19 protein-coding genes are annotated in these 24,955 nt (G+C 40.0%); 14 read left to right on the top strand and 5 right to left on the bottom strand.

Translation table 11 applies throughout. The annotated features are described in order from the left end of the window. Nucleotides 1-12 precede the first annotated feature (12 nt). On the top strand, nt 13-2,397 hold the full coding sequence (locus E3K36_06705; GenBank protein ID MCF6154933.1) for a cation:proton antiporter: 2,385 nt from the start codon (nt 13-15) through the stop codon (nt 2,395-2,397). A 38-nt stretch (nt 2,398-2,435) separates the two neighbouring features. Here the strand turns inward: E3K36_06705 and E3K36_06700 are convergent, their stop codons facing one another. After that, a complete protein-coding gene (locus tag E3K36_06700) occupies nt 2,436-2,774 on the bottom strand; it encodes a P-II family nitrogen regulator (protein MCF6154932.1) in 339 nt (112 codons plus the stop codon). A gap of 330 nt (nt 2,775-3,104) precedes the next feature. Between E3K36_06700 and E3K36_06695 the strand changes: the two genes are divergently transcribed. The 8 genes from E3K36_06695 (at nt 3,105) to E3K36_06660 (ending at nt 13,898) form a co-directional block, all read left to right on the top strand. Further along, nucleotides 3,105-4,517, top strand: coding sequence for a hypothetical protein (locus E3K36_06695; protein ID MCF6154931.1), 1,413 nt, complete (start codon nt 3,105-3,107; stop codon nt 4,515-4,517). A 28-nt stretch (nt 4,518-4,545) separates the two neighbouring features. Further along, nucleotides 4,546-4,938 (top strand): PAS domain-containing protein, encoded by a 393-nt coding sequence (locus tag E3K36_06690; GenBank protein MCF6154930.1) that lies wholly within the window; start codon nt 4,546-4,548, stop codon nt 4,936-4,938. A 93-nt stretch (nt 4,939-5,031) separates the two neighbouring features. Beyond that, entirely contained in the window at nt 5,032-6,246 is a 1,215-nt protein-coding gene (locus E3K36_06685) for a NarK/NasA family nitrate transporter (GenBank protein ID MCF6154929.1), read from the top strand. Nucleotides 6,247-7,003: 757 nt separating this feature from the next. Continuing rightward, nucleotides 7,004-7,594, top strand: a complete 591-nt coding sequence (locus E3K36_06680) for a TetR/AcrR family transcriptional regulator (protein MCF6154928.1) — start codon at nt 7,004-7,006, stop codon at nt 7,592-7,594. Between the two features lie 66 nt (nt 7,595-7,660). Beyond that, complete coding sequence (locus E3K36_06675; GenBank protein ID MCF6154927.1) at nt 7,661-11,392, top strand: mechanosensitive ion channel; 3,732 nt, start codon at nt 7,661-7,663, stop codon at nt 11,390-11,392. Further along, nucleotides 11,380-12,558, top strand: coding sequence for a DUF481 domain-containing protein (locus E3K36_06670; protein ID MCF6154926.1), 1,179 nt, complete (start codon nt 11,380-11,382; stop codon nt 12,556-12,558). The genes E3K36_06675 and E3K36_06670 overlap by 13 nt, the downstream gene beginning before the upstream one ends. 17 nt (nt 12,559-12,575) lie before the next feature. After that, the gene (locus E3K36_06665; GenBank protein MCF6154925.1) at nt 12,576-13,307 is read left to right on the top strand and encodes a metallopeptidase family protein; all 732 of its coding nucleotides are present in this window, start codon (nt 12,576-12,578) and stop codon (nt 13,305-13,307) included. Nucleotides 13,308-13,412: 105 nt separating this feature from the next. Next, nucleotides 13,413-13,898, top strand: a complete 486-nt coding sequence (locus tag E3K36_06660) for a YajQ family cyclic di-GMP-binding protein (protein ID MCF6154924.1) — start codon at nt 13,413-13,415, stop codon at nt 13,896-13,898. Between the two features lie 23 nt (nt 13,899-13,921). On the opposite strand, the gene E3K36_06655 is transcribed toward E3K36_06660, so the two are convergent. Both E3K36_06655 and larC read right to left on the bottom strand, forming a co-directional pair. Then, complete coding sequence (locus E3K36_06655; GenBank protein ID MCF6154923.1) at nt 13,922-15,874, bottom strand: tetratricopeptide repeat protein; 1,953 nt, start codon at nt 15,872-15,874, stop codon at nt 13,922-13,924. 92 nt (nt 15,875-15,966) lie between these two features. Beyond that, on the bottom strand, nt 15,967-17,169 hold the full coding sequence (gene larC, locus E3K36_06650; GenBank protein MCF6154922.1) for a nickel pincer cofactor biosynthesis protein LarC: 1,203 nt from the start codon (nt 17,167-17,169) through the stop codon (nt 15,967-15,969). 205 nt (nt 17,170-17,374) lie between these two features. On the opposite strand from larC, the gene E3K36_06645 reads away from it, so the two are divergent. The 3 genes from E3K36_06645 to E3K36_06635 all read left to right on the top strand — a co-directional run bounded on the left by E3K36_06645 (nt 17,375) and on the right by E3K36_06635 (nt 19,044). Next, nucleotides 17,375-18,016, top strand: coding sequence for a nicotinate-nucleotide adenylyltransferase (locus tag E3K36_06645; GenBank protein ID MCF6154921.1), 642 nt, complete (start codon nt 17,375-17,377; stop codon nt 18,014-18,016). A 4-nt stretch (nt 18,017-18,020) separates the two neighbouring features. Beyond that, nucleotides 18,021-18,536 carry a hypothetical protein gene (locus E3K36_06640; GenBank protein ID MCF6154920.1) on the top strand — a complete coding sequence of 172 codons (516 nt, stop codon included), beginning with the start codon at nt 18,021-18,023 and terminating at the stop codon, nt 18,534-18,536. Between the two features lie 124 nt (nt 18,537-18,660). Next, on the top strand, nt 18,661-19,044 hold the full coding sequence (locus tag E3K36_06635; protein ID MCF6154919.1) for a DUF393 domain-containing protein: 384 nt from the start codon (nt 18,661-18,663) through the stop codon (nt 19,042-19,044). Between the two features lie 455 nt (nt 19,045-19,499). Here E3K36_06635 and murQ read toward each other — a convergent pair whose 3' ends face one another. Beyond that, the gene (murQ, locus tag E3K36_06630) at nt 19,500-20,399 is read right to left on the bottom strand and encodes an N-acetylmuramic acid 6-phosphate etherase (protein MCF6154918.1); all 900 of its coding nucleotides are present in this window, start codon (nt 20,397-20,399) and stop codon (nt 19,500-19,502) included. Nucleotides 20,400-20,479: 80 nt separating this feature from the next. Between murQ and uvrC the strand changes: the two genes are divergently transcribed. Both uvrC and E3K36_06620 read left to right on the top strand, forming a co-directional pair. Next, nucleotides 20,480-22,339, top strand: a complete 1,860-nt coding sequence (gene uvrC, locus E3K36_06625) for an excinuclease ABC subunit UvrC (protein ID MCF6154917.1) — start codon at nt 20,480-20,482, stop codon at nt 22,337-22,339. An 8-nt stretch (nt 22,340-22,347) separates the two neighbouring features. After that, nucleotides 22,348-23,640, top strand: a complete 1,293-nt coding sequence (locus E3K36_06620) for a competence/damage-inducible protein A (protein ID MCF6154916.1) — start codon at nt 22,348-22,350, stop codon at nt 23,638-23,640. On the opposite strand, the gene E3K36_06615 is transcribed toward E3K36_06620, so the two are convergent. Continuing rightward, nucleotides 23,637-24,902 (bottom strand): transporter, encoded by a 1,266-nt coding sequence (locus tag E3K36_06615; protein ID MCF6154915.1) that lies wholly within the window; start codon nt 24,900-24,902, stop codon nt 23,637-23,639. The genes E3K36_06620 and E3K36_06615 overlap by 4 nt on opposite strands. Between the last annotated feature and the right edge of the window lie 53 nt (nt 24,903-24,955).

The raw sequence follows: 24,955 nt of genomic DNA, 5'->3' as shown, positions 1-24,955 counted from the left end.
TTTTCATATATCATGCGTACTTTCAATTATAGCCTGATCTTCGGAATCATCTTCATTTCCTTTTATTGCCATGTCGTAATTGGATCACCTCCATTAGAAAAAGAGACTTCATCGTTTTCTCAAGTTTCCAAACCATCTTCTGTTGTTATTAAAAAGGAACCTGGGTCTTTTACTATTGAGGAAATACTTTCTCCAAAGAAATACATAATGAGATATTTGGAGACTGCAAGGAAAGAATATCTCCCGGAAAAATCTCCAGATCAAGAACATCCGCAAATTATCGTGGAGAAAGAGATACCCTCAACCGACGCAGAAAATGTTGCCTACCCGGCTGTTTCCCCGGCGGGAGATACCACCACGCCTGTTACCGAAGAACAATCCCTCATCGGAGAGGCGAAGGGCACACAAACCCCGGCTATGAATAACGCATCTCTCCAGGCTGTTACAGGGCAGAAATCTCCTTCTCCTCCGTCTGTTGTGGAGGAAATAGGTGTCCATGAGGACACCCTAGTTGCCGAAGATTCCCAATCAAAGGCCACAGAGAAGGAAATATCTGCTGACAATCTAAAAACAGATGTCCGTTCAACACCAACTATGCCGGGTTCTGCGACCACGTTTACCGCTGAACAACAGTTTCCTGCAGTTGATGAAAGCCTGGCTCAAAGGTACCTGGAGGATAACAAGCCAATCCCGCCTTTGACCGGGGAAGAATTCTTATTTCCTGCCTTTACGGAGAAAAAGGGTTATCTGGAAAAATATCTGCGTGGCGAAGGCCACCGGCCGGGTGCCTCTTTTTCAGAGACCCCGCAAGAAACTTTAGAAGGAAGCGCACCAATGGCAATAGCCACACCTGAACATCAGAGTGAAACTATTGCTGGCAGGGAATCCCTGCCGGTAGAGGCAAGGGGAACTCAAACACTTGTAAAGGAAGATAAATCCCACCAGACTACAGATGAGAACAGATCGACTTTCACTCCTGCAGAGGAATCTTCATATATTGCGAAGGAAGGGAGTCCAGACGTATTGATTAAAGAGGCAAAAGAACCTGAAAAAGGAATATCCTCACCTGAGCCTGCAGCAGAGACAGGAAAAGAGGCAGAAGATTCAAAACCAGCCTGGGACATATGGCATCACGATCCAACTCACGGTGTGATCCTTGCCATTGCCATTACTCTTATTGCTGCCAAGATAGCAGAATGGATCGCCAGGATGTTGCGACTTCCTGCTGTAGTTGGAAATCTGATCATAGGGATGCTTTTGGGTAACATCTTTACCTTTACCGGATGGGATTTTTTCCATTTTCTCAGGACTATGCCGTTCTTAAAAATGGTTTCATACTTCGGAACGTTGCTACTTCTTTTCACAGCCGGTCTTCATACTGACATCAGGGCGTTATTGAAGGTGGGTGCTTCTTCCTTTCTGGTAGCCATCGGCGGTATTATTGTGCCTGCATGGCTTGGGCTTATCGTGGGCCATTTTCTGCTCCCTGATGCCTCTACCGGCACAAAACTTCTTATTGCCATTCTTCTTTGTAATACCGGTATGGGATTATTAATGGCAGTTCTGGGTGAGCTAAAGATAATAAATACCCCTGAGGGCAGGATTTTAACAGGCGCAGCCGTTATTACCGAAATTATCGTAATTCTAACCTTTGGCCTGATCAGTGGGTTTGTTGTTCGGGGCGGGACTTCTGTACCACACATATTGGTTACCATTGGTATAGCTATATCATTCCTTGCCATTATTTTGGTAATCATTCTGCGGTATGGTGAGGGATTCGGGAATTTTTTAACAAAAAGAGTAACAGAGGGTTTGAATATACCGATTGTGGTAATTTCTGCTCTTTTGCTAGCCTTTATGTCAGGGTCAATCGGACTCCATACGGTAATAGGAGCCTTTGTTGCAGGTTTATTACTCCGGAATGTAAAGTTAAATGATTCCCATTACATGGAATATGGCGCCATCGAACGGATAATACGACCGTATTACACGATCCTTGTGCCAATACTCTTTGTTCGGGTAGGGGCACAGGTTGAACTGGAAAGCTTTTTGAATCTGAATGCAGTCCTCCTCGGTCTTGCTATAACAGGCGCCGCCATTATTGGAAAGATGTTTTGTTCTGTTTGCCCGATTGAAAGGCGTATAAACCGCACAATCATAGGCATAGGGATGGCGATGAAACTGGAGGGGACCTTAATACTTGCCGGGATAGGCAGGGATATTGGGATATTGGACGATGTTGTATTTTCCTCGGTTATTATGGTAATTGTGTTTACGTCCGTTCTGTGTCCTTCTTTTTTGAAGGCATCATGGGTTAGACAAAAAAAACGTCTTTCTGAAAAGTTTCATGTCACTGTTGATGAAAAAACCAGCGAAATTTATCTGCGATATAAATAAAATGAAAATACCAATGCAATCTTTCTATACTTTTCATTCTAGATTGCGGCTTCGCCTGATTCCTTTGTACGAACACGGTAAACGTTTTCCACCTGAGAGACGAATATCTTTCCGTCGCCAATGCTTCCCGTCTGAGATTCGCTGATAATAGTATTTACAATATTTTCTACATCAATATCCTTAACGGTTATCTCAATTTTAAGCTTTAAGAGCAGATCAATCCGGAATCTCCTTCCACGCCATACCTGACTTATACCTTTTTGATTACCGTGTCCATTAACCTGCGTAACGGTCATTCCCGGATAGCCCATCTTTAATAAAGCATCTTTCACAACTTCAAATTTTTCGGGCCGGATTATTGCCTCTATTTTTTTCATGAAATAACATTCCCTCCGATGAGAAAGGTCTCATCTCGCTGTGTGGTATATCACCTTATTCATCTCTGTCATAATATCTGGATATTCAGGCCAAACGGGCGAATTTTCCCGGGAGATTGCTTACTTCCGGTGCGTTTGTATTCAGACCTCATCACTATATTATGTAAACAATGGTATACTATCTATTGACATAAGATACTTTGTGAATTATAATATGTCAAGTATATAATCGTATACATAGAATAGAAAGGTATAATCAATTATGAAAATAATTTACCAGAGATGAATAATTATCCTGGGATGTAATTTTACTTTCGAAAGGGCACAAGTATGATGAATATATTAAAAAAAAGAATTGTCATAGTCATTGTTACGTTTCTCTTTTTTGGGCTGCTTCCGCTGGTATTGTTCAGAATGCTTGCATTTCCAAAGGCGAGTACAGAGTTAAAATACGGAATAAAAAATAATCTGGAGGGTATACTCAATAAGCAAAAAGATATGCTCATGCTCTTGCGATACGAAAGGGAATCGCATGCCAGGGCCATTTCAGATTCCATTCTCAGCACATTATTGATTCATGGTGATGAAAAATTTGTAAATCTCATAAATGGGAAAAACGAGCATGAATATCTCAGACTAGAAACACAGTTGGAATGCACAAAGGCGGATTATGGATATAGAGGAATTTTCATTTGCGATGGTGCAGGTATTATTCACGTGGCAACAGAAACTGAAAAATCTATGATCGGCACAAATATTATGAAGGAAAAGGCATTTCGCAATATTCAGGAAACCTTATATGATGGGAAAACATATTATTCAGATGTAATCCACTATTCTTATAGTAACAGCAACAAAGATAACATAGAACATGAAATACCTTCCCTGTTTTTATCTTATCCCATTAAAGGTGAAAATCGCGATGTAATTGGCGCCGTTGTGTTATGGATGGACACCTCGATGCTGAATCAAGCCATGAAAAATGTTGTACTGGGAAAGACCGGAGAAGCTTATCTGGTAAATAAAGAAGGGATCATGATCACCCAATCAAGATTTTCAGAACACATCCGGAATACCGGTGATACTTGTAAAACATGTCATGTTGTCGCAGACCCTGAGAACAAAATAATTACAAGAGGGGTAAAAAGGTGCATTACGGAAAAAGCAACCGGCTATGATCTTGAAGGATACAGGGATTACGGTGGATTACAAGTAGTAGGTGCATGGAGTTGGCTAAAAGATTTCAATATGGGCCTTATTGTTGAAATTGATGCCGATGAAGCTTTCGGTGCCTTGAATAATATTAGCTCGATGATAAAGTCTCTTATGATAGCGATGATCATTCCGGCATTTGCAATGGCAATATTGACTTACAGAAAATTAAGTACCGGTTATATGCTCAAAAATTTATCGGTACCTCATAAGGCGCTGCTGGGAGTAACAACTATCGTTACCATCGGATTTATTATAGCAGTCCTGGATGGTTATGAATTAAGGAAGGAACGCGGGTATCTTCGGGAGCAAAAATACAAAATACACAATCCATTAAATACACTGGGCTCTCTTGTAGCAAAGAGGGATGAAGATTTTATCAAGAGTAAAATTTCCAAGTTTAAAAAGGAGCTTCCAGTCCTAAAATCTGAAAATACAATTTTTCAAGGTAGCAAGGAAAATGAGATTGCCGGAAGTAATGCAAAACAATCTCCAGAAAAATCAGTAATAGCATGGGAATTAAAACAGTAAAAAATGTTTATGAAAGAGGAGGATCTGTATGGATAATCTGCAGGTATCAACAAAGAGCGTACCAAAAATGCTTCCTGATATAAAGGATGCAAAGGGTTGGTATGAGTATGAGCCTTCTTACGATGGCGTCATTACTCATATTGATACCAGTGGTGCAAGGCTTTTTGGATTTCATTCAGCCGATGATGTAATCGGGAAGCAAGTCAAAGAATTGTATGCGCATCCATTTGACCATGAAAAGACATTGTCTATGCTCTTTCGGGATGGGCAAGTATATGGTTATTTTACTTTAATGAAGACAAAAAATGATACCTTGTTTTACATAAAGCAAACAAGTTCTTTAATCACGGAAGGATTATATAAATGTCCATTAAAGGTAAAGACCGAATTTATACTTTTTCAGTATGTACACTCAAGTTAACAGTCGTTTGAAACGGAATATTTTTTTATTATCATCAGAAAACTACAATTATTTTACTGAGATGATAAACTTTCATTGTCAGGAGATTTTTTTATGAATATGTTAGCAAATGAATCGATACAAACACCTAATGGCAATACAAGGGTAATGATACTCGCAACCTTAGCATTTGCATTATGCTTTGCTGGTTGGACACTGTTTGCCCCTTTGGCAATATATTTTCAGGAAGAATTTAATCTGTCTTCCACATCAGTAGGATTATTACTTGCAACTCCGGTATTACTTGGTTCCCTCGCCAAAATTCCTATGGGTATTGTGACAGACAAGTTTGGCGGGAGACTCGTTTTTACGATTATGCTTCTGTTCGGGGCCGTATCTCTGTTTTTTACTGGTTTTGCGCATAGTTACGGCTTCTTGTTAGTGTGTGGCTTATTTTTTGGTTTAATAGGTTCTTCATTCGCGGTTGGAATCCCGCATGTTTCAGAATGGTATCCAAAGAAGAAACAAGGCTTTGCATTGGGAGTTTATGGCGTGGGAAACGCCGGCACTGCCCTCTCGGCTTTTGGAGCGCCTTTTATCGCAGAATCTTTGGGATGGAATAAGGCATTTATCATTTATGCAATCCCATTGCTCTTGATGGCATTTGTCTACTGGTTTTTTACTTCCAATGCCCCAAAATCAGTAAATGTTAAGGTTTCTACCCTAAGCGATAAACTGAAACTCTTCAAATCTTCCAGGCTGGCCTGGGTCTTTTGCTTGTTTTATTTCATGTTTTTTGGATTCTTCGTGTGCTTTTCGATATGGCTGCCATCGTATCTTTGTGATTTTTATAATATTTCCCCAGTAAAGGCCGGGGGGTTCACATCGATATTTGTTTTTCTTTCTTCATTTACCCGAATTCTGGGGGGATATCTCGGTGACAGATTCAATGGAAGAAAAATAATGGTGCTTCTTACGGTAATTGTGCTTGTCATAGCGGTATTCCTCAATTTAAACGTATCACTGGCAACCTCACTTGTGGTGTTCTATGTTATGGGAACTTGTCTCGGCATTGGCAATGGTGTTGTCTACAAACTCGTGGCAGAATACTTTCCAAAAGATACGGGGGCAGTGGGGGGGCTGGTAGGTGCAGCAGGCGGCCTCGGTGGTTTCTTTCTCCCTATAATTTTAGGCACAATTAAAGATTATACCAACAATTATTCTCTCGGGTATATCTTCGTGTCCCTCGTTTGTCTCATGTGTCTTTCATTTATGGAAGAAAAAACCCTGACAAATGCACACCGAAATGTAGCACCTGCAATGCACTGAAGTCAGCTTTTTTGCATTTGGTTTGAATGGTAGGGAGGCGAAAGCCTCCCTACCATTCGCCTGTGTAAACTTCCCAAACGTTAAATTAAGCCTGTAGCAACTTCTGTAACAGTAGTGGCAATGCTCATTGCCACTACATAGTTGGGTTATAATTCCTTCAGGTTAATTTGCAAAATCATGGCCCGATTATTCTCTCATAAGTATCTCACACCATTTTTCCGGTCATTTGTGAACGTAGTAGAAAAGGCTGCTTCATTAAATATCATCAATCATAATTCCAGTTGGTAACCATAGGTATACTTGCCCTCATATTCTATAAACACTCAATATTTCAACACCTTTGAATGATTTGGATGACCGAAGAAAAATAGTTGAGAAGTTAACGAAAGAAGGTGTTTGGAGGAATTTTATCATCTGAATCATTAAAACCACTAAAAATAGGAGAGGAGATTAAAGATATTAAGGTGAAGATGAAACAATAAATCCGAAACGAGTTCCAAGATGAGGCAATAATCAGGAAATCGTTAGGAAAATCTGAGTGCACAAAGGGCTTCCCAGCACCCCTTTCATCCATGGCAGTAGCGCTAGAAAAGTCTCAGTGCAGAAAAGGCCGGCGTTGTAACGCTGGCCTTTTTTTAAGTTTTATTTTTAATCTTGCATCTTTCTGTTTATAATGGTATGTATTTTTTGCATACACTCATAATGGCAATAAAATATGCAGCTAGATCATAACCCATATACTTAAGAAGGAGGTACCGTGCAGATCAGAAAATCTACGGAGATTAGGAGACAGCAAATTGTGGACATTATTCGAACTATTATTTCTTCCAAAGGAATTGAACGTGTTACCATAAGTGAAATAGCCGGAGAAATAGGAACGACCAAGGGGGCTATTTACCGGCATTTTAAGAGCAAAAGAGATATATTAAGTCTGTTAATAGATAATGTTGAGGAAACCCTCATGGAGGCCTTAGATAAGGCAATGGCAGAAAAAGACCCAATACAAAATCTGAAAAATATCTTGCTTGCCCAACTTATTCTTGCAAAAACCCGACGCAAAACATCCTTTATTGTTATCATGGGGGCTATGCAGTTTAGTGATCCCTTCATACGAAGAAAGATTTCGCAATTGATACAAAAGTATCTCCGGAGAATAGAAAAGTTACTTGTCAGTGCTCTAAAATTAGGATTGATAAAAAAAGACATTAATCCAACGACATCTGCAATCGTATTTATGGGACTTATTCAGTCTACGATAACTGTGTGGTCATATAAAAATTTCAGATTTGTACCTCAAAAAATTCATGCGGATCTGTGGGATGTTTACAAACGCGGAATAGGCATTTAATTTGCTTGGTGTCTATAATGAATACGCAGAAATGAAAATGAGTACGAAGTGCCGGGAGAATCGATTATGTCTTTGAAGTATACAAGAGTAAAAAAAAGAAATATTTTCATGCTCATCCCTTTCTCTAAAACCGGGTTAGTGCTGTATCTGGGTATTTGCTTCTTTTGGTTGGGCTGCTGTATCGATATTCAGGCACAAACTATAGAAAAAAAGGAAGTTGAAGTAAAACTCTCTGAGATGGGAGTAAAAGTAACAACAGATGACATTGAAAAGGCTCGAATAAAAGATGAAGAGGTAAAAACGAACGTTGCAAAATCCATGGACGAAATAAAATCCTCTATATCTAATTTGGAAAGAGACAGAAAAGCGATGGATGCTTACCTGGAAAGACTCCGGCAGGAAAAAGAGGATTATTTGGGTAAGGGAATTAGTCAAAAGTTTTTAGAATTACTGGATAAAGAAATTGACATAGTTAAAGAAAAGATAGATATAGACAATGAGCAAATAGAGACATATGAGGATCGTATTGAAGTACTCCATGATCAGTCAAAAGCTCATGATGAAATAGTTGTATTATTAAAGTCAATCCTGGGGTTGGAAGAGACACTTTTAACTTCTCATGAACAAGTCCCCATAGTAAAAAAAGAGGCTGATATTGCGAAAAGTTACATTACGGCAGTGCAAGCCGGTATTAAAGAGAAGGAATCGGTGATATCTTTTTTTACGAACAGATTGGAAGAGATTAAAGCTAAGGTATCTGAAGATGAAAGGAATCTTGCAGAGTATCTGGACACTTTAAAATCGGAGATCGGAGATACTGAACTTACTAATACGATACAGGAAAAAATTGACAGTATTTTACTATGGAAAAAGGCCATCGGCGCACAGTGGATTGCCATATTTGAGACCCGGTTGGGAACGTCCAGGATTCGTTATGATAAAGGCCTGCTGGAATTAAAAAATGCAGAATTCAACGCTGCGTTTTTAGCCGAAAAGGCAACACGCTTGGAAGAAAGGTTGAGATCGGAAGAATTAGCAAAGAAACAGGCAGAGTTGGAGGCAGCGAAAAGAGCCGAGGAGGAAAGCCGAAAGATTGCGGAAAGGACTAAGGCCGAAGTTGAAAAGACCTTGCAGGAAGCTGCAAGGAAAAGTGAGGAAATTGCACTGGAGCAAATGGTGACGACCTCCCCGGAAAAGAAACGGGTATTGGAGTTAGAGTCTGAGGTTCACAAACAAGCTGGGCTTATTGCCAAAAGAAAAGACGAGCTTATTACGGAAGGTGCTCAGAGATACAAAGATTTTACAGAATATAAAAAGTTAGAGGCGGATATTGGCCTTCTATTGAGCAGGGGAGGAACAACAAAAGAGATTGAAGAATCATTAACAAAAATAGAGTCCGATTTAAAGCGGTTCACTGAATCGGTTGCAACTATAGAAAGCCTCATCCCATCGGTAAAAGAAGAAAAAAAGTTCATTTCTGACAATTTTGCCAAGTCCAAAGAGGAAATAGCAACAATTGAAAATGAAGCGACCTCTTTCTCGGATAAAGAATTGGCGCGTCAGGCAATAGAGTATGCAAACCATATCGCGAAAGCGATAGAAGAACAAGTTGGACTTATATCTACGAGACTGGACAGATTGCAGGAACGATTGGAGATCAAAAAAAATGCACTGATACTGCTGGAAAAGACCAAAGAAAAGTTAATTACTATGAAGGCAGCCAATGTTTGGATGAGAATAGAAAGTACCATTTCTTCCCAGACAGTAACAGCAGTGTATAAGGATTTAATGGATTGCTATGACCGGCGGGATTCGTTCTATAACATAATTCCGGCTCAGGCAAAGAATTTTATATCGTATATCTCCCATAAAAGACATACAGTTACTTTTTGGATAAGATTATGCGGATTAATCGGGCTCATTGCAGGATTTTATTTTTCAAAAAAATACATTCACCGATGGAGCACATTCAAAACGCAGGCATTGTATGAAGCCACTGGCGTATCTTACTATAAATCGAGGCTTTTTCCCAGTCTTTTAATCGTGCTTCAGAAGAGTATAAATGCCATATGGCTGGCCATCATTTCTGTATCTATACCTGGCATTCTGAGTATTAAAACCCCTGTAATAACAGCAACGATATATGTATTAACCTTTTTTGCAGTATATAGAATTCTCAAATGCTTTCTCGTTGAGTCCTTCAGCCCGGAAAAGGGTGATAAAAAATTAGTCACCTCTTTAGCATACATCTCTCCCAAACATCTTTATAAATCAGTAAATATCATTGTATTGTTTTCCTTTATTACTTTATCACTAATCGTAGTTCTCAGTACATTTGGGTACAGGAGTGATGTAGTCGAATTACTCTGGTTTGTGTACCGTGTGGGGATTTTAATCCTTTTGCTGTGGCTTGCAACACAGAAAACACTGATATTCAAATTATTGCCGAGTGCAGAAACACAATTTGGAAAACTTATTCATCGCATAATAACAATAATCTATCCGATTTTTATTTCCTTTGTTGTATTGTTGTTCGCGATAAGAACACTGGGATATCCAGTCCTTTCCTATGTATTATTGAAGACGTGCATAAAGAGTTTTGTTATCGCATGTATCGCTTTTTGGATATGGAAATATTTGTATCATCGTTTGGTTCACCTGAGAGAAATGCGTTTTAAGAGGGAAAATCTCAAAAAAGACACCCCTGAGGAAAAAAGATTTCATGCCATCACTGCAATATGTCATATTTCATTGAATTATCTTATTTCAATTATTGCTGCAATAATTATTATTCGCGTATGGGTCAGTACCTTTCGTGATGCGATAGGTTCTCCTGCTGCCCCTTATCTGATCCAAAAAATATTTGGGCAGATAGGGATGATTTTCGGGGCTATTGGTAGCGGACTAAGGTATCGTTTCTTCATAGAAGAAGGCAGATACACAACGCCGATAAAGATTATCATAGCATTAGTTGTACTATTTGCATCCTTTTTTATTGCACGGCATATAAAAAAGTTGCTTGATCAAAAGGTGTTTTATAAGCTCCGCCTGGAGCGTGGGTTGAAGCAAACACTCTCTACCATTACACGCTATATCATCATAGGTATCTCGGCGCTTATTGGCCTTAGTATAGCTGGAATTCCATTAAGGAGCCTGGCTTTCTTTGCAGGTGCTTTTGGTATAGGAATCGGATTTGGAATGCAAAATATTATCAGTAATTTCGTAAGCGGAATTATCCTTCTTTTTGAACGTCCCATGCGTGTTGGAGATGTTATTACACTGGAGGACGGCACCTTAGGCACAATCGACAAAATCAGTGCAAGGAGCACAACGATTACCACACCCGATGAGATTACTATAACGGTACCCAATTCAAAGTTTATTGAAAGCAGGATCACCAACTGGACTCATCCATCAACTCGTATGAGAGGTTCCGTAAAGGTGGGAGTAGTGTATGGTTCCGATACAGCGTTGGTGAAAAAGTGTTTGCTGGAAATTGCCAAACAGAATCCTAATGTAAGATCGTATCCGGAACCTTTTGTGCGGTTCTCTGAATTTGGTGACTCTGCACTGAAATTTGAATTGTATTTTTGGGCGGATGATCCCGGGAAACGCTGGTTTACCATGAGCGAGCTCAATTTTGCTATCGATGAAGTATTTCAAAGGAATCAAATCCAAATTGCCTTCCCCCAAAGGGATATTCATATACGTTCAGTAGTACCTTTTCCTTTCCAAGATATACAGGAACATGTTAAACAAGATGGCAATCAGGATAAAGAAGGCGGATGCGTAAGTTAGGATTTTTATTTTTTTTATTTGTATATTTATGTCTTATGGATAGGGTATTTCCTGATGAGATCAAAACAATCGACGGCGATATTATAGAAGGAGAAGTGGTGGACGTCGATAAGGACTATCTTTCTATCAGACACAGTGGTGACAGCATTAGCTTTCTTCAATGGCGCATTATCAGTCTTATTTCAAGAGACAAGGAGATCATTATAGTACATCATGGTGAAACACAGAAAAAATTTTCTATTCTTAAAACTGAGAATAGTTTATCTGTTAAAGGCATAAATCTTACGACAACGGATAAGATATCGGATATTTATCCCGAAGAGAAGATAACACGTCGTCCTTTATTTGAGCAAGGACTGAAACAATTGGCACAAACAGACGCTGTTAGTCCCACTGTTTCTGACATAAAAAAAGTAGGGAAATCAGAACCGCAAGGTACTTCTCCCGGTACTTTCGAAACAAAAGTTATGCCTGGACAGAGTCCTTCTACCCCGCCTAAGACGTGGAAAGGAAATGTTGGTGCCGGTATTAATATTAAAGATGGAAATACAGAGTCAACATCAACGAATGTAAAGGGAAGTTTCACTAATGAAAGAAAACGAGATAATATGTTTTTTGATGCGCTCGCCCTTTATGAAGTAGTAACTAACAAAGATACAGATGAAGATGTAGAAACTGTTAATGAACAACGTGCTACTGCGAAATACGAATATAAGCACACCCTCAGGTTATATTCCTTTTTCAATCAGTACTTTGAGCATGATGAGATTGAGAATTTAAATTATCGCCTTATTTCATCGCCTGGTATGGGTTATCGTTTTATTCTTAAGAATGATGTCCTAAAATATAAAGCTGAAGGAGGACCAGCTTATACCCGCGAAAGGTTTCAGGAGGGGGGTGTAGAGGAAACATTGGGTATAAGGGTAGGACAATATTTCGATTGGAAAATCCTTCCTACTACTGCATTTTATGCAAAAGCTGAATATGTACAGAGTGCTGAAGATCTTAATGACTGGCGATTGGATTCAGGTGTGGGAATAAAGCAAAACCTTACAAAGTCTTTATTAGTAAATCTGGAATTACTCGATCAGTACGACAATACACCAGGTGAGGGTAAGGAAAAAGAGGACAGGGTGTTCATTGGCAGCGCTGGGTATAATTTCTAATTACATAGGCAAAATTTATGGAGAAAAACCCGGAGTTATTAAAATGCTTTCATTGTGGTAAAGTGTTTCATCCCGATGAATACAGTCAGAACAGGAGTATGAAATGTTTTGGCTGCGGTATGGAGTTGGTTCCTCTTATTGCCGGTAAAATAATCTTCAGGAATACAAAAGGGTTTTATGTGCTATTAGGATTTTTCACGATTATTGCCCTTTTGGGAGCAATAGGGGGTGTTATGCTGGTGCATGGCTGGAACTTCTGGGTCACGTTTGCCATGGTAGGCGGAATAATCTTTTTCATAAGTAAAATATTTATGAGTAAATATAAGATTAGTGAAATTGGTGAGTACTTATCTAGTGAAACAGTTCCGAAAGATCATGGCATACAGCATGGGGCAGTTTTCGACCAATTTGTGATTGATGCTATTAATGATTTGCCGCAAAAATTGAAGGATCGACTATCAAATGTATCTGTTGTTGTAGAGGACAAACCAAACAGGTATGTGTTGGAAAAATTGAGGTTGATGTCAAATACAACATTACTTGGTTTATTTCAGGGTGTGCCGCTCAGCAAGAAAAGTGTTTGGCAATCCGGTACCATGCCGGAAAGGATTACCCTGTTTCAAAAAAATATTGAAAAAATCTGCTGTTCTGATGAGGAGATTAAGCAAAGAATAAAAGAAGTAATACGCCACGAAGTGGCACATTTTGTTGGTTTTACTGAGGAAGAAATAAGAAAATTGGGCTATTAATAACAAGATTAAGGTGCAGCTTCGAAATAGTGAAAAGCAATTGAAAAATAAAATTTGATATCCCGTTTTGAACATAGATTTTAAGGAGATAACAGCATGGCAGAAATGCATTCATTTGACATCGTATGTAAGGTAGAAATGCACGAGGTTAATAATGCAGTTGATCAGGCCAGAAAACAGATAGCAGTACGATATGACTTTAAGGGAAGCAAATCGTCCATTACGTTTAACAGTGATAACTCGATAACATTAATTGCTGATGATGATTATAAAATGGGATGCCTGACAGATATTTTAAAAGAGAAGTTCGAAAAAAGAGGAATCCCCCTGAAAGCACTTAATTTTGGCAAGGCAGAGAAGGCATTAGGGGGTACTGTCCGGCAGGTTCTTACCTTTCAATCTGGCATCCCTATGGAAAAGGCCAGAGAACTCGTCAAATTTATAAAAGGTCTAAAACTCAAAGTACAGGCACAGATTCAGGAAGATAAGGTTCGGGTATCGGGACAAAAGATAGATGATTTACAAACAATAATAAAGACGATTAAAGATCAGAATTATGATTTTGCCGTGCAATTTATAAATTTTAAATAACCGCAACAGCCATTTTCTGTATATCATTTTTTCTCTGCCAAACCTTTTTGTTCACAAATTAAATGAAATATTTCTTGTGCATTCCAATGGTTTGGGTCTATTGATAAAGCCATTCTGGATGCTTCGAGTGCTTTATCGAGTTGTTTCGTGTTAAAGTAGGCCGCGCTTAAGTTGTAATATGCGTCTTTATAACGATCATTATATTTGATGGCCTCTAAACATGCTTGTATAGCCTTTTCATGAAGCCCTTTTCTTATATAAGTGGCTCCAAGATTGTTATGAGCATCAGAGTAATCAGGCTTACTTGCAATAGCATTATGAAATTCATCGATGGCTAAATCGAGAAGATTGGATTTGGCATACAGGACTCCAAGATTATTGTGGGCATAGGGATACCGTGGATTTAACCTCAACACCTTTTGATATTCAAGCATGGCCTCATCAAGCATACCTTTTTTCCGGTAAGTAACTCCGAGGTTATTATGTGCATCCATAGAGCCATCATACAATGTTAGCGCATGTTTAAACTCTGCTACTGCCTCATCTAATCTGCCGGTATCCCGATACATGTTCCCCAAATTATTGTGAGTCTTGAAACTATTGGGGGATCTTTTCGCTGTATCCGTCCACAAGACCATTTGATTTATCCAGATATTGTTTCTTCGTATTGTCGTAATTGAAAAAGATATCAATACAAAAATCAACACCGAGAAAGCTATAGCATTCCACGCTAAAAGTCCCTTTTTTTGAACAAGGTTTTTTGCAAAGTACGGCGGGTATACGTAAGGAGCCGGATTTCTGACTCCAGACACCTGATCCTTATTTTGTGCCTGGTTGCAACCATCGTGTACCCTGCGGGGTTTATCGAAAGATCCAAATTTGTTATCATGAAGCATGAAGAGGTTTCCACCCAGCATACAAAAACCCAGGATAGGCAGATAGAGATATCTCTCAGCCATAATGTTCTCAATAGGTACTATGTTTAATACCGGTAACAAACTGATAAAAAACCACAGAATAGCAAAGAACGCTATTTTTGAGTAAAAAAACATTCTATAGGCAATAACAGCAGTGGTAAAAAGGAGCAAGAACGACAGAATGAAGGATATATCCAAGAGAGAGCTAGAACTGGGTACAACATAATCTGCGCAAAGATTAAAAGGGGAGAGGAAGAGTACAATATAAGAGGCGAGTACCTTGGACATCGTCAGAAAGTTAACAAAAATGCTATCGCCAGGATATGCGACATGTGATTCTACCGGGTTGTGCAAAATTACAAATCGTATCACGAGATAAAAAGCAGCCACAAAAATATAGCCTGGGTAATAATGGATAAATTTGTAGCGGAGGTTTGGTTTTTTTGTAAATATAATATCATACAAAAAGATAAAGAATGGCAATGTAACCGCCATTTCCTTGGAGAATACACCGAAAAAATAGCATGCCAGAGAGGCAAAAGAAAGGGGGCTAAACCGTCGTTCATCCTTACATGATGTAAGGTACAGCAAGAAAGCTGCTATAAAAAATGTGGCTCCAAGGAGATCTTCACGATAACTTACTGCATTCACCGTTTCAGAAAGGACTGGATGGCTTAGGAATAGAAGAACTGCTGTAAAGGAAGTCATCCGGTTTTTAAATACCTGCATAAACAAGAAAAAAAGTAAAACAGAATTGATGGTATGTAAAAGTAAGTTACTGAAGTGGAACCCAAAAGGGTTCAGTTTCCACAAAGCAAAATCGAAAAAATATGTCAGGGTGACTACCGGACGATAACTCAATTCTCCAGAAAACCTGAAATATTCCTGATTAAAAAGTAACGGTAAATTGCTCCATGTTTTTATAAAATGATTATTTACGATGGTAAATTCATCATCGTAAACAAATTGATTTGATAAAGAGTTTAGGTAGATGAGTTGTGATGAAGCCACAAGGATTAAAATAAGAATAGGGAGGTTTGGGGTTTTCATTATTTTCATGTGTTATCACCCTGAACCTGGGAACGGTTTGATGGCTGAGTAGTTATCAAAAAATTATGCCAGATGGCCTGGCAGGGTCTTGTTTCAAGAAATCAGAATTTGCCAAATTCTTTTGAAACGATGTTATAAACTTGTTTGAGAGGGATGCCTTTTTCCTCCGCAATTCTCTTGCAATCTTCATATTCAGGAGAAATGTTTTTGATATCGCCATCAAATGTCCCGATCTTGATTTTTATTTTCCCTAACGGGCTATCCAATTCTTTGAATTCCCGTGTGAGTACTTTACGGATTACTTTATATTTCCTTATGCCAAAGGTGGTTGTTTGATTGAACAAGACTGATTCAACCGAGAGCAGATTCAATTCAGATACTATAATGCCAATGATTATTCCAGGCCGTTCCTTTTTCATCTGAATTGATGTGAAATAAACATCCACGGCACCGGCTTGAAATAATTTATCCATAACATAGCCCAGGATCTCACCCGGCATATTGTCTATGTTTGTCTCGACAACCCACATTTCATCGGATTTCTGGTCTGACGTTTCTCCAATAAAAATACGTAATAAATTAGGGATGTTAGGATTATCATTACTGCCGGCGCCATAACCAATCTGAAGGGTTTTCATTTCCGGATTTGTGAACAGGCCCTCGCCCAGCGTGGTTACTATGGCAGCCCCGGTGGGTGTGGTTAATTCCTTTTCTATATTGACAGATTTTAGCAATTGATTCTTCAGAAGTTCCGCTGTTGCAGGAGCTGGAACTGGGAATGTGCCGTGTTCACAGGTTGTGAATCCGCATCCTGTGGGAATAGGAGAAAAATATATCTTTTCAATCCCTAAACGCTTTATGGCAATTACAGAGCCAACGATGTCGATTATTGAGTCGATTGCGCCAACTTCGTGGAAATGGATATTGTCTATTGGGGTATCATGGATTTTTGCCTCGGCCATTGCGAGCCTTTGAAAAATCCTGATACTATCATCCTTAATGTCGTGGCGAAGGGGGCTTTTTTCTATAATGGCCTGTATATCAGAAAGTTTTAAGTGTGAATTGTGATGGTGACCATGATGGAATCCGCGGACATGGTTATCCTTTGGGGAGATTGTTACATGAACCTTTGTTCCACTTATCCCGGTACGTTTTACCTTTTCTGCGGATATTTCGTACCCATGGAGGTGGAGTTGCGCAAGCTCATCCCTTAGCAGGTTAATATCAAGTCCTGCATCTACAAGGGCACCAAGGGTCATATCACCGCTAATCCCGGAAAAACAGTCAAAATATGCTATCTTCAATTAAACCCTTTCTGCTTGTAGAGAATACTCGGAATCGTTATGTAATGTATATCAGATGCTAGCACACGTTTTCCCATGAGTCAATGAAAAACGATCCCATTTTTATTGACTTATAGATATCCATTTATATAATGCAACTTTTCAAAAGGTCTCGTTTTTTTCGTGTATTTTGAGTCTTCGCGATGAAAAATAATTAGAAAATAAAATGGACATCGGTATATTTGGTGGGTCATTTAATCCAATTCATATAGGTCATTTAATTGTGGCTGAAGAAGTTTGCCAACAGCGCGCATTAGCAAAAGTACTCTTTATGCCGACAGGAATATCTCCCCACAAGGAATCCAGCGACTTGTTAGCATCATTTCATCGGTACCAAATGGTAAAAGAGGCAATACACGACAACGAACATTTTGAGGTTTCTGATTTGGAAATAAAACGTGCCGGAAAATCATATACGATTGATACCATTGGACAGCTAAAAGAGATATACGGAGAAAATCACCATTTGTTTTTGATTGTAGGAACTGATATGATAAATGAAATAGGCACCTGGAAAGACATTGACAGACTTTCTAGGATGTGCCACTTTGTTGTTGTCAATCGTTTTCCGGTTTCAACCAATGGAAATCTCCATAAATCCCTTTTTCCAAAAGGGGAAGTAAGTGGGATGAAGGTATTTTCAGATGAAAAAAAGGCAGAGATCGAACGATTAAAAGTTGTAATTCCACCCATCGGTATCTCCTCAACTGAAATCAGAGCAAGATTAAAAAGTGGGCGAAACATAAGATACCTGGTCCCACGCTGTGTGGAAAATTATATCAAAGCTCATAATTTATACGTGAGGTAGTAAAATGAAATATATTCACTCTGTATTTGTAATACTTCTTCTTTTCATAATACATAATATCAGTTTTGCTCATGGAAATATTGTTGATTATTTTTTAAAAAACCCGAAGGCCTGGGATGACACAAAAAAAATTATCCACAAGAGACCAATAAATGTTATCATTACAGATGGATTGGAGGGGTTGGGATTCGACCTTACTGAATTAACGGAGGGGGATGAGGTAGCTTTGATTTTTATAGAAACTCAAAATGCTGAAAAATTGAAGGGGAAAGGGTTTTGTAATGCGGGAGACAAACTATTACCCGGGAAAAATAGGGTTGTGGCCGTTATTACTCGAAATTCAGGAGACCGCACCCGATTTCACTATAAATTCATGCTTCAAAGGAATATCAATAACGTACCTATTACCGTTTACAATAATGGCAATGCCATTCTGGAAAGTAGATACGACGGCAGTCTGCCAGTAAAAGACATCTCCAATCTATCTGGAATTGAACTCTGCGAGGTTGAAATTCGCTAATTAATTTAGAGCCATCAGTTTTCAGTTGTCAGCAATCAGCTAAAGCTGACCGCTGAAGGCTGATTGCTGACCACTCTTCTTATGATATTTTAAAAATCATTGGAATACTCCATTTCCTGCAGATATGAATAAGATGGGAACTGCGGTACTTATTTATGATGCCAGGTGCAGTTTATGTCGTGGATGTATGAAATGGATCGAACTCCATTCTATCCGAAAAGACGCCTTTGAGTTTATCCCCTGCCAATCAGATGAGTGCCGCACCCGATTCCCGGATATAACAGATGCAGCTTGTTTACAGTCCATTCAATTGGTGCTTTCTCATAAACAAATTTTAGCAGGCGATAAGGCATTGCCGGAGATACTGAACCGATTGAAGGGTTTCAGGTGGTTGCACCCGCTATTCAAGGTGCCCATAATCAGATCACTTTTGTATGCTGTCTATCACAGGATTGCGAAGAACAGGTATAGTATTTCGCGTTTCATAAAACCACTTATCCAGGAATAAAGAGGTGAAATTTCAGTGAATTGATTGTACCCCCTTTTACAGGGATGCCGTCATTATTGACGACATCCCCGTAAGAAGGAAGATGAGAAGGAGGATATGAATTCGTGGCCGGAGTATGGGTCTTTTAGGTACCCCAATACCGACTCACGGTAGTAAATTTCGCATAAATTATGCCAAATACAACGATTCTGATAAGCACTAACAAAATAATTCTTCCGGCACTTCATTGCGAGTATATGCGTTATGCTATATATTATGCAAACATCAGGTGTTGCAACAATATACAGCAGGCTAACGTTCTCTATTTTTGATTTGTTTATTTTCGGGATGACTTTTTGATGAGGGTATCAATTCCGGGCATTAATGCACGAAATTGATATAGTTTATTGTATTTATTGTGCCAAAAAAGAACCGATGTTTAAATTTTGTACATACTTGTTGCGCTGTGTTGAATATTACGACAAGACCCTTCTTACAAATCCGCCCTGCGCATCAAGCCTTTTTTTGGCTTCTTCATAATCAAGACCCAATTTTTGCATAACAATGGCAGCCTTTGCATTACCAAACGCAGAGGCTAATAACATCTTGGCATCTTCCCGGTTGATACCTGTAACGGTCATAATAATACGTTCGGCACGATCGGAGAGTTTTGCATTTACTGCACGTAAGTCTACCATAAGATTTTCATAAACCTTCCCTATCTTGATCATCGTTGTTGTGGTTAACATGTTTAGTATGAGCTTGGTAGCTGTGCCAGCCTTCATCCGGGTAGATCCGGTTATGATCTCTGGTCCAACGATTGGCCGGATGGTGATATCGACATCAAAACTTGGCGTGGTCTCTATGTTACAGCATAAAAAGATTGTCCTTGCATTGCGCTTTTTTGCCTCAAAAAGGGCACCCATTACATACGGGGTCGTACCACCTGTGGTAATACCCACAACGACGTCCCGATGATTTACCTCTTTTTGTTGGATATCTCTTGCGCCATCTTCGGGAAAGTCCTCGGCACCCTCAATCGACTGAAACATCGCCTTCTCACCGCCTGCAATAATACCCACAATCATGTTGGGATCGGTACCAAAAGTAGGGGGGCATTCTGCGGCATCCAGTATGCCCAGTCTTCCACTGGTTCCTGCACCCACATAGATAAGACGGCCACCTTCCTTAAAAGCATCGACGATCATATCAACCGCCTTTGCTATGGGTTCTCTTTCTCTATGAACAGCGGTAAAAACCCTCGCATCCTCAGCATTAATACCATCAATAATCTCCAGGGTGGTTTTGCAGTCAATATTGGTAGTGCGGGGATTGCGCTGTTCGGTTAGCAGTTGGGAACGGTCTTTAATTTCCATAACGCCTGCATGGTAACATCGCTTCTGATGATTGTCAAAGAATATTTACAAAAGAAGGGGGGCATGTTATAAATTACTTTATGAACTTGGAAAATAAACTAAAAAATCTCCCCGCTTCACCGGGCGTCTACCTCATGAAAGATGTCAAACATAAGGTAATTTATGTGGGTAAGGCAAAAAATCTGAAAAACCGTGTGAAGAGCTATTTCCAAAAGAACATAGATTACAGGTTATACACAGAATATCTGGTACGACGGGTTGCCGATATTGACTTTGTACTCACCGAAACAGAGAAAGAAGCGCTCATTCTCGAAAACAATCTGATCAAACAATTTAAGCCCAAATTTAATATTAACCTCCGTGATGACAAGACCTTTATCAGCATCAAACTCGAAATCAGCAAGAAATTCCCGTATCCAAAGGTGGTTCGACAGATCGATGACGACGGCGCAATGTATTTTGGACCTTATGCCTCTGCAAGGGCTGTAAGAGAGACATTACGGTACATTCATGACACTATCCCCATCCGAAAATGTCCGGATAATGTATTTAAAACAAGGGTAAAACCATGCCTCTATTATCAAATCCATAAATGCCTGGGACCATGCTGTGACCTCGTGGATGAAATCACGTATCAGGGACTATTAGATCAGGTGATCTTGATTTTAAAAGGTAAACAGGAAGATCTCATCGGGATGCTGAAACAGCAGATGTATGAGGAATCAAAGGAAATGAGATATGAAAAGGCGGCAAAGATCCGGGATCGGATTCGGGCTATTGAAGAAACGGTCGAAAAGCAGAGAATCCATTCCATGACCTTTGTAGACCGCGATGTTTTTGGTTATTATATGGCAAGGAATGAGGTGTATATTGAGGTCATGTTTATCCGATCGGGTAATATGGAAGATGTAGCTTCCTACCATCTTTCCACAAACCATACTACTATCGAAGAAGTGTTCAGGTCTTTTTTAAACCAGTTTTACAGTCAGACACGATTTATACCCTCTGAGGTAATTATCCCTGTGGAATCTGCAGATGCGAAATTGCTTGAAGAATGGCTCACGGAAAAGAAAGGCAAGAAGGTCGAAGTAATACATCCTCAGCGCGGTGACAAGGTGCGGCTTATTGAAATGGCGCAAAAGAATGCTGAGAATGCCTATCAGGTATCCCGGACCCATGAAGAAGATTTTACGAGAACATTAAAGACCCTGAAAGAAGCCCTGATGCTAAGACAAGTGCCCGAACGTATAGAGTGTTTTGACATCTCCAATATCTTTGGTAAACAGGCAGTGGGCTCCCTGGTCACGTTTGAGCAGGGGAAACCTGACAAATCCGGATACAAAAGATTCAAGATTAAAACCGTGGGGCAAATCGATGATTATGCCATGATGCACGAGGTGTTAGCCAGGAGATACAAACGGGCGGTGGAAGAAGCTGATTTACCAAATTTGATTATGGTGGATGGCGGCAAAGGTCAATTGGGTGTGGCCCTGAAGGTGTTTGAGGAGTTGGCAATAGGTAATGTTGACTTGATTGCCCTGGCCAAAGGCAGGAAGGAAAGCAATGCGCTGGGCGAAAAGATTGGAGAACAGATCTTTGTACCGCATATGTCAGAACCTATCGCACTGGCACCATCTTCACCGGAACTCTTATTCCTCGATAAGATACGAGATGAGGCCCACCGATTTGCTATTTCGTATCATAGAAAGCTCCGTGATAAGGAATATTACAGATCACCCCTTGATAAAATTCCCGGAATCGGGATTGCACGCAAAAAGAAACTCATGAGGTGTTTCGGTAGCATCGAAGGCATACGAAACGCCACAGTTGAACAATTGAGGGAAATCAGTAAAATACCATCAAGGCAGGCAAATGAGATCTTTAATTACTTTCATAAGTCTGAAACAGCAGCTACTCAGGCCACGAATTATCACGAATAAACCCAAGCATGCATGTTTCCATTTGTGGCAAAATAAAATTTGAGAACTGCTCTATGACGACAGCAGAAATTATTACTATAGGAACCGAAATCATACTGGGGCAGATTGTGGATATAAACGCTCCGTATGTTGCAAAAAGTTTAATTGAAAAAGGAATTCAGGTACTCTTCCAGACATCCGTTCGTGACGATAAAGAATTATTGAAATCTGTCTTGAAGATTGCCGGAGATCGGGCAAGCCTGATTATTACAACAGGAGGATTAGGCCCCACGGCAAATGACATAACCCGCGAAGCCGTATCAGAACTTTTTGGCGTTCCACTGGTATCCGACAAAGAAGCCAGTATTCGTATCAGGAAATATCTGGAGAGTCAACACGGAAATATGCTGGATGGATATATGAAGCAGGCCTTAATCCCTGAAGGCGCCCTTATAATCTGCAATGACAATGGGACTGCAACGGGGTTTGTCCTTCAGTACGATAACAAAATAATCGTCTGTTTACCAGGTGTTCCGGGAGAAATGCAGTCCATGATGAATAAATATTTGGAGATTTATCACAAACAACGCAAGTCAGATGAAGGATGTACATTGACAAGAAACGTACATACCTTTGGTATTTCCGAGCGTGCTGTGGAAGACAGAGTAAAAGATTACATGGCAACAGAAGGACAAAGGAAGGCAATGACATTGGTACACGATGGCATTGTAACAATAAATATCCTTGCAACTGCAACAGAAAAAGAAAATACTGTAAAAATTTTAGACAGGGCAGAGCAGGATATTCGAAAGAAACTTGGTCATGCAATATTTGGAGTTGGTGACGAGACACTAGAACATGCAGTTGTCCTGCTCCTGAAAAAATGTAACAAGACGATTGCCGTCGCTGAATCCTGTACTGGGGGACTGGTTTCAGACAAACTCACGAACATTCCGGGAATTTCTGAATTTTTTTTGGAAGGTGTTGTTGCTTATAGTAATAAGGCGAAGATTGATCTGTTGGATGTTCCAGAGGAGTTAATCCTGAAGCACGGTGCGGTGAGTCCAGAGGTGGCAAAAGCCATGGCTGAGGGTATAAAAAAGAGGGCTTTGACAAACATTGGTGTCGGTATCACAGGGATTGCGGGACCTGCTGGTGCTACAAAGGGAAAACCTGTGGGTTTAGTCTATATTGCCATAGCAGGGGATAGTTTTGATGAGGTAAAAGAATGTCAGTTCAGAGGTTCCAGGATAGATATTAAAATTTTTTCGGCAAATACTGCATTGAATATGATACGTATCAAATTGCTGAACGTCTGTTAGAATCTGTAGTTAAAATTTATTGCAATAAGATGGGTAATGAGGTCGTAGCGTCCATCTATAGGTCCTCCAAGAGCATCTCCAACGGTATTATCTATCTTCCTGTTTTCGTAAAATACCACACCGTAAGCGAGGTCTACCCATTTGTTTCCCTTTTTTCCCCAACCGTATCCAAGTCCTGTAAACAATGCATGCCGGCTACTCTGAGGGACAGAGGGCTCAAAGGTTTCACTCGGAACGGGGGACTCATGGAAGGCATAACCTCCTCTCGCTTTCAGTGTTTCAGAGAATTTATATTCTCCACCCAGCGCAAAACCCCAGGTATCATGCCATTTCCGAACATCCTCAATTTCTGTTCCAAGGAGGGGATTTGGCGGATCAAGGTCAATTCCGAGAACGTCAAAACGTGACCAGTTGGTCCACTGGACGTCTGCTTCAATACTCCAAAGATTCCCCTGTCTATACGCATAACCAAAAGAAAGCATCTCCGGTATTGTGGCAGTTGTGCTGGTATCTGAATCAAAACGATCGAAGCCGGTTACTGCAGCGGGTAATCCGCTGAGTTCCAGATTACCATCAAAGCCTATATCTGCCTTGCTTCGGAAAGAAATACCAATACTGTGTTGTGGCGTGATATTACAGAGTATTCCGGCATTATACCCAAAGGCATCGCCATTCATTTCAAGATCCCGAAATCCCTCAGGAGCGCCTGATACTAAAGGGGGTATGCGACTTTCCTGATTGGAATCGGCATAATAGTAATCAAGTCCTGCGCCGATCGAAAGAAAAGAGAAAGGTTTAAAAGTAATGGTGGGGTTGATGTTAATAATAGTCAATTCAAAATCCGTTATTACATACCGTGAAAATCCATCTTCGTCCCATTCACCCTGGAGTCCGTAAGGAACTGTTATGCCCAAACCAGCGGCTACTTTATTTCCTAAGATGGGAGTGGCAAAAAATAAATTTGGTATGATGTTTATACCTGTATCCATATCTTCACTGATACCATTGCCGTGATATTCTACTGAAGGGAGGACAAAACAAGAACCCAATGAAATCTGAGGTCTTTCTAATTGTGTTAGCCCAGCTGGATTAAATGCGATTGCAGATGCATCGTCTGCACGGGCTACAAAAGCGTTTCCCTGTGCGAGCGCCAGAGCGCTAAAGACAGGATTGTGGAATCCCGAAGCAATCTGTGCAGTGGCGCAGGCAGACCTGAAGGAGAACAAAAGGAAAATGGCGCAAACGAAAGCAAGTCGCTTCATGTTATCTCCTAATAAATGGATGCCCGCGTTTGTTAAGCAGGTTATAAAAGAGA

Source organism: Candidatus Brocadia sp., assembly GCA_021646415.1.
GTDB lineage: Bacteria > Planctomycetota > Brocadiia > Brocadiales > Brocadiaceae > Brocadia.
This window is presented reverse-complemented; position numbering and strand designations above follow the sequence as displayed.